Raw genomic sequence first — 5,455 nt, 5'->3', positions numbered from 1 at the left:
TAGAAAGATTCTTTGCAAAATCTACATAATCTGTTAATTTTTCAAGAGTCTTTACTGTACTATAAAGTTCAAGTTCATCATTATTTTCATTTACAAGTTCTGTAGATTTCTTTTCTTCGACTTTTGCCTTTACAATATAATCAAGCTCAGCTTCCTTATCCTTTGTCTTGGCAGCTATTCTAAGATAGGCCCCTTCTTTTAAATCTAGCCCTTCAAATTTAAAATTGCCATCCTTATCTGCTTTAGTGCTTGCAATTAATTTTTTATCAATTGCAAGATTTAGATCAGCATTTTTTTCTGTATTACCTTCAATTTCACTTGATCCTTCATAAACATCTTTAATTGTCAAAACTCCATTTTGAGTTTTTGTTGAGGATTCAAGATTTTTTTGGTCGCTCTTTGTGTCGCCTTCTCTGTCAACATAGGATAATACAAAGGAATTTTTTAAGTTGGAACTTGATCCAACATCATTTTTTACCCTTGTTGTTATCTCTAGATTTAACTTGTTATCTCCTATTACAGAAAGATCATTGGCATTAATAGTTACTATGTTTTGATCTTTTCCCTTTATGGAAGTTTCTCTCACGTCTAACTTGCCCGCAACTTCTTTGTCGTCAATTAGTTTAGTTTGTTTTAAATCAAGAGATTTGTCAAGTAAAAGAGTTACAGAAAAAGAAGAATACTTTTCCTTATAATCCTTTGGCAAATTTACTATTAAATTATATTTTAGCGTGTCACCACTTTTTACCTGAGAAATGCCTGGCTGTTCCAAAACAACTTGTATGTCCTCAGCAGCAAAAACATTTACAAAAAATGTAAAAGCCATAACTATGTATAAAAACATTTTTTTCATAAAAACGCCCCCTTAATATAAATATAATTATACTAAAGGGGTCAAAACAATTCAATAAACGAGTATTTTAAAATTAATCCAAGTAGATTTAAAATATATTTAATAATCAAAAAATTTTATACATTCCTTCAATTATTTTAAAAATAAAAAAGACCTTAGCAATTTATAAATCACTAAGGTCCTAAAAAATACTTTTTGTTAAAATGGCAAAAGTGGTCTTAAATATCTAAGTGTAAAGATAATAGCTAAGATGTACATTACAGGGCTAACTTCTTTTGCACGTCCAGTTGCCACTTTTAAAATAACATAAGAGATCATTCCAACAGAAATACCTTCTGCAATAGAATAAGCAAAGGGCATTGTTACCATTGTCAAAAATGCTGGCACAGATTCTGTATAATCATCTAATTTTATTTGATTAATTGGACTAATCATAAAAAGTCCTACCATTACAAGAGCAGCTGATGTTGCTTGTGCTGGCACAATTGAAAAAATTGGGAATAAAAATAGTGATAAAAAGAAAAAGAAAGCACATGATAGTGATGTAAGTCCAGTTCTTCCTCCATCTGCTACACCTGAAGCTGATTCAACAAAAGTTGTTACAGTTGATGTACCAAGTAGAGCTCCCACTACTGTACCAACGGCATCAGATAAAAGGGCACGACCAACTCCTGGCAAGTTTCCATCTTCGTCAATTAAATCTGCCTTTGTTGCAACACCTGTTAAAGTTCCCACTGTGTCAAATAAGTCTACAAATAAAAATGTAAACATAACAGAAAACATGTCAAAGGTAAATAGATCTCCCCAGTGAAGTTTAAAGGCAACAGGTGCAAGTGATGGTGGAAGAGAGAAAAGCATTCCTCCAGGTAAGTTACTAACTCCAAAAATAAGTGCAAGAACAGTTCCTGTTATAATTCCATATAAAAGAGCTCCTTTGACATTTTTTGCTGTAAGAAGTGCCATAACCATAAGTGACACAATAAATACAAGAGATGGTCTTGATGCAATATCTCCAAGAGCAATAAGAGTTGCGTCATTATCAACAATAACTCCTGCTGAAATAAGTCCCACTAGGGTTATAAAAAGTCCAATCCCAACTGAAACTGCATTTTTTAGTGACATTGGTATTGACGTAAATATTGCCTCACGAATGTTGAAAAAGCTCATCACTATAAAGATAAGACCTTCTAAAAATACTGCAGTAAGTGCATAGGACCAATCGTGACCCATGGAGAGTACTACTGTGTAAGTGAAAAAAGCATTAAGTCCCATTCCTGCTGAAAGTGCGAAGGGCAAGTTTGCAAATAATCCCATAAAGAGCATTGCAATGATTGACGATAAAATAGTCGCAGTGAAAACTCCACCCTTGTCCATTCCAGTTTCAGATAACATATTTGGATTTACAACTAAAATATATGACATTGTCATAAAAGTTGTAAGTCCTGCCAAAAATTCTGTCTTGGCGTTTGTCTTTCTCTCATTGAGAGAAAAAGTTTTTTCTAAAAAACTTGAATTTGTTTCCATTTTTTTCCTCCTAATATAATATAAATTCATTTTTTATTCTATCACATTGGGAGGCAAATGGCAGGAAGATGATGAATTTTTCCTTTAAAATATAATTTTAAATCAAAAGAGACTCTTGAAGTTCGGCTTCAAAAGTCTTTCTCTCTTAATAATCTTTTCTCTCTCCTATTATTCTTGAGATAACATAAATTGTTATAAGAAAGGCAAGTAAAAATAAAATTAATTTAAGAGAACTTGTCTTCTTTATTATGCCTAGGAAAAAGCCAGAGGGATTCTTTCCAAGTTTATCTAAAAATGGAAGCAAGGCAGGCGAACTTGTAAATATTGTTCCCACACCACTATTTTGTCCAAAGTAAAGATATATTGGAATGTTTATAATGTAGTAGGACATCATAAATAGTGAAATGAAGAGTCCAAATTCAAATTCCTCGCCACGCAATTTAAAATTTTGCAAGATGTAAGCCATTAAAAGCCCATCTATAATAAATATTATTGCAATCTTCAAGAACTTTACATTTATTATGTCACGCCTTGATACACCAAGAGTTAGAAAGTATGGTTTGCTCTTGTCAATCATCATACCTTCACTAGTTATTACATATAATACAAAGTGAATTAGGATAGCTGATAGGTAAACTAGGACGAAGGGTTTGTTTGTGAAAAAGCTATATTCCTCTGACATAAGTCCTATGGTCTTTAAGGAAAATATCATTAATATAAATATGAAATAAGCGATGATAAATTTTTTCTAATTTTAAAATCATTTTTTAAAAGTAATTTCATAATATCCCCCTCTCCCTCAAATATTTTGTGGAAAACTTGTAGTCTAACTTAAAGGACAATATGCAAATTATTATTGAGCCTACTATAAATATTGGTCTGTAGTTAATTAAAATTTCATATTTGGTCATGTAGATCAAACCAAAAATTAAACCCAAACCTACAATCATTAAGCCGTATAATAGTGCCGCTAATCCCTTTTTATATTTTGTAAAAACAATGTGACTTAGGCTAAAGGCGAAAAAGTCCAAGGCTATTAGTAGGTTAACATACATATTTAAAATAAGTCTGTCTTCGTCACCACTAGTAATTAGCCCTATTAAAAAAATAATTGTAGTAAGAATAAATATTATTAGATTTTTTATTATCTTGGAAAGAGAGTAGTCTTCCACAGAGCTTGGCATAGTCATAAACTTTTGAAAATCTTTAAAGTTATCTCCAAAGATAACTTGTGTCCTCAAGGTAAAAATCATAATGAATATCCATTGTATAAAAAATTGCTCAGATTTTTCCCCTGTAATCACAACACTTAAAAGAAGAATTGCCCCAATAAAAATTACAAAGGGAAGGGCAAGCTTTTTTATAAATTTAAAGTCATTATATAAAACTGCTTTCATACTATCTCATCCTCCTTTAAAAGTTTTGATGAGAATTTATAATCTACAAAAACTGAAATTACTGGTAAGGCTATGGAAAGAATTATGAAAATTATTTTGTAATTCAAAAGATACTTTGTGTATTTAAGCAATGGCATCCCAACTAATAAAACAGATAGTGTATAAATTATAGAAATATAAGATTTTTTATATTTTGAAAAAAATATATGGAAAATGCTCATTAAGCTAGAATCAATTGCTAAAAAATAAAATATATATCTTTTTATAATTTCCATTGTAATTTTTTCTTTAAAAATTACTACAGAAATTAAAAATGCTGTCGATGTTATTACATAAACAATTATATTTCTTAAGATTTTCCCAAGTGAATAGTCATTAATAGAAACTGGCATTGTTAAGAACTTACCCATATCACTATACTTATCTCCAAATATAATTTGACCTCTCAATGTATAAGTAACGATTGCTATGCAGTAGTTAAGAAGTCTGTTGTCTCCTCCCCTATTATTAATAAAAAATTAAGAGTATTAATACCAATCCTACTATTGAAGCTAAAAAATAATACTTAAATATTTTCCACTCATTTATTAATACTGCTTTCATTGTCCACCTCTTGATAAAAATATCATTATGTCCTCCACATTTGCCCTGTCCACAACTTCATTTGGATAAAATTCTTTGAAAACCCCAATATTTTTTACGAGAGCTTCTGTTGAGTATTTATTTTTTCTTGTCTTTAATATAAAATCTCCATATTTTTCTAAGTTTTCTTCTGATGTCTTTAAAATTCCATATTTTTCTATTAGAGAGTCCTTTTCGTCGTACAAAATAACTTTTCCATCGTGGATATAAACAATGTAATCGGCGATTTTTTCTATGTCGGACAAGATGTGTGATGAAAATAAAATTGTCCTTTCCCCATCTCTCATATAGTCAAAGAGAAAGCCTATGATTTCATCACGAATAACAGGGTCAAGACCTGAAGTTGGCTCATCAAAGATCAAGAGATCTGGATTGTGACAAATTGCAGAGATAATTTTTAACTTCATCAAATTCCCTGTAGAGAGTTCATTTAATTTTTTGTCCCTTGGCATTTTAAATTTATCCGCGCAGTCATAAAACATTTCTTCATCAAAATTTTTGTAAGCAACTTTTAAAATGTCAACGACATCTTTAATCTTAAAAGTATCATTGAAGAAAGAGTCAGTTATCACTGCCCCAATTTTTTTCAAAAGATTCCTTGTGGATCTCTTCTCCAAAAACTTTAATGTCCCCCTCATATTTATATAAATCCAAAATACATTTTAAGAGAGTTGTCTTTCCTGCACCATTCTCGCCAATTAGTCCAATGACTGCACCCTCAGGAATTTCTAAATTTTCTATATTAAGTTCAAAGTCCTTAAATTCTTTTTTCAAATTTTTTATTTCTATCACTTTCATAAGTCACCCACTTCATCTAATGTCTTTAAAATTTCTTGCAATTCTTCTATTTCAATGCCACTAGCCTTGGCAACAGTAATTGCGTCAGTAAAATACTTTTCTATTTTTGCCAGGGCATTTTCTCTTACAACTTCTTCATTTAATTTTTTTACAAAGGATCCCTTGCCTGGCATGGAATAAATATATCCCTCTTGCTCCAAGTCATTGTAGGCACGTTTTGTCGTTATGACAGAGACCTTTA

At 30.8% G+C, this 5,455-nt stretch carries 6 protein-coding genes and 2 pseudogenes; all 8 read right to left on the bottom strand.

What is annotated here, in order from left to right; translation table 11 throughout:
* A pseudogene (locus HGPT_RS00595) lies at positions 1–853 on the bottom strand (S-layer homology domain-containing protein); the annotation flags it as partial.
* A 198-nt stretch (positions 854–1,051) separates the two neighbouring features.
* Complete coding sequence (locus HGPT_RS00590; RefSeq protein ID WP_019137960.1) at positions 1,052–2,377, bottom strand: NCS2 family permease; 1,326 nt, start codon at positions 2,375–2,377, stop codon at positions 1,052–1,054.
* Positions 2,378–2,522: 145 nt separating this feature from the next.
* Positions 2,523–3,059: an ABC-2 transporter permease gene (locus tag HGPT_RS00585; RefSeq protein WP_245544053.1), complete on the bottom strand. Its 537-nt coding sequence runs from the start codon at positions 3,057–3,059 to the stop codon at positions 2,523–2,525.
* Positions 3,060–3,156: 97 nt separating this feature from the next.
* Positions 3,157–3,774 carry a hypothetical protein gene (locus HGPT_RS00580; RefSeq protein ID WP_019137958.1) on the bottom strand — a complete coding sequence of 206 codons (618 nt, stop codon included), beginning with the start codon at positions 3,772–3,774 and terminating at the stop codon, positions 3,157–3,159.
* Positions 3,771–4,184, bottom strand: a complete 414-nt coding sequence (locus HGPT_RS00575; RefSeq protein WP_019137957.1) for a hypothetical protein — start codon at positions 4,182–4,184, stop codon at positions 3,771–3,773. Before HGPT_RS00575 ends, HGPT_RS00580 begins: the two co-directional genes overlap by 4 nt.
* 189 nt (positions 4,185–4,373) lie before the next feature.
* Positions 4,374–4,823: an ATP-binding cassette domain-containing protein gene (locus HGPT_RS10455; RefSeq protein WP_342626047.1), complete on the bottom strand. Its 450-nt coding sequence runs from the start codon at positions 4,821–4,823 to the stop codon at positions 4,374–4,376.
* Positions 4,815–5,214 (bottom strand): annotated as a pseudogene (locus tag HGPT_RS10450) (ATP-binding cassette domain-containing protein); the annotation flags it as partial. The gene HGPT_RS10455 and the pseudogene HGPT_RS10450, both read right to left, overlap by 9 nt.
* Positions 5,211–5,455, bottom strand: a 245-nt coding sequence (locus HGPT_RS00565; RefSeq protein ID WP_040542181.1) for a GntR family transcriptional regulator, incomplete at its 5' end; no start/stop codon positions are given. The gene HGPT_RS00565 and the pseudogene HGPT_RS10450, both read right to left, overlap by 4 nt.

The organism is Peptoniphilus timonensis JC401 (assembly GCF_000312025.1).
Classification (GTDB): domain Bacteria; phylum Bacillota; class Clostridia; order Tissierellales; family Peptoniphilaceae; genus Peptoniphilus_A; species Peptoniphilus_A timonensis.
The sequence above is the reverse complement of the archived record's forward strand: the minus strand, read 5'-3'. Positions and strand labels throughout refer to the sequence as shown.